Source organism: Ornithinimicrobium kibberense, from assembly GCF_006519705.1.
Lineage (GTDB): Bacteria > Actinomycetota > Actinomycetes > Actinomycetales > Dermatophilaceae > Ornithinicoccus > Ornithinicoccus kibberensis.
This window is the reverse complement of sequence record NZ_VFXM01000036.1, coordinates 1-876: the sequence shown is the minus strand read 5'-3', so window position 1 is coordinate 876 and position 876 is coordinate 1. Positions and strand designations below refer to the sequence as shown.

Genomic DNA, 876 nt, shown 5'->3' with positions numbered 1-876 from the left:
TACATCTTCCGCTCGTGCTTCTTGTGCTGGTGCTGGTCCTGCTCGGACTGCTCGTGGGGGGAGGACTCGTGCTGGTCGTGCTGCTCGTGCTGCTCGTGGGGGCTGGACATCATCGGTTCCTTCCTGATCGGTCAGGGGTGGTGCGGTCAGGGGGGCACGGCGCGAGGGCAGGTCGGGCTCAGCCGTCCGGCTCGTCGAGGCGTCGGCGACGCTCCAGGTAGTCCTGCTCGTCGATCTCGCCGCGGGCGTAGCGCTCGTCGAGGATCCGGCGCGCCGCGGACCTACGGCCGGAGGCGCTCGCCTCCTCGGGCGCGTGCGCCGGTGGCTGGTCGACCGGTCCGCGTGTGCGGGCCCGGTCGCCGCCGGAACGGACCAGCAGCGCCACGACGGCCACGGTCGCGATGATGATCAGCAGCCACACGACCCACATCCAACCCATGCCCATGCCCATCCCCCATCCGTTGCCATACATTCCTTCTCCTTCCGGTCGTGGTGGTGTCGGTCGGTCGGTGGGTCAGCTCTTGCCGGGCGGGGTCACCGGGCCTGGATCGTGCCCATCATGCCCNCCCGGTCGGGGTCGAACGAGCGTCCGTCGATGGTGAAGTCCATCATCCCGCCCGGTCCGCGGCCCCCACCCCCGCCGCCGCCCATCATCCCGCCCATGCCCATCTCCATGGTCAGCTCCCGGCGCCGGTCGACGTCGACGTCGCGCAGGTCGGCGAGCGGACCGTCCGGACCACCGGGGAGCCCACCGGCGCCGCCCTCGCCGGACCCGCCGGCCCCCGACCCGCCGTCCCGGCCGACCTCGAGGTGGGCCAGGAGCTGCTCGGCGTCCTCGGGACCGACCGCGCCGCCCATCATCTGGCCGCGGTCCAC

Annotated in this window: 1 protein-coding gene; it reads right to left on the bottom strand. The window is 72.6% G+C overall.

Annotated elements, in window-relative coordinates; translation table 11 throughout:
- Nucleotides 1–178: 178 nt before the first annotated feature.
- Nucleotides 179–472, bottom strand: coding sequence for an SHOCT domain-containing protein (locus tag FJR00_RS15520; protein ID WP_141339631.1), 294 nt, complete (start codon nucleotides 470–472; stop codon nucleotides 179–181).
- Nucleotides 473–876 lie beyond the last annotated feature (404 nt).

What these genes read in the sequence shown, in the direction of transcription:
- FJR00_RS15520 (WP_141339631.1), bottom strand. Translation starts at nt 472, where the DNA reads ATGTATGGCAACGGATGGGGGATGGGCATGGGCATGGGTTGGATGTGG.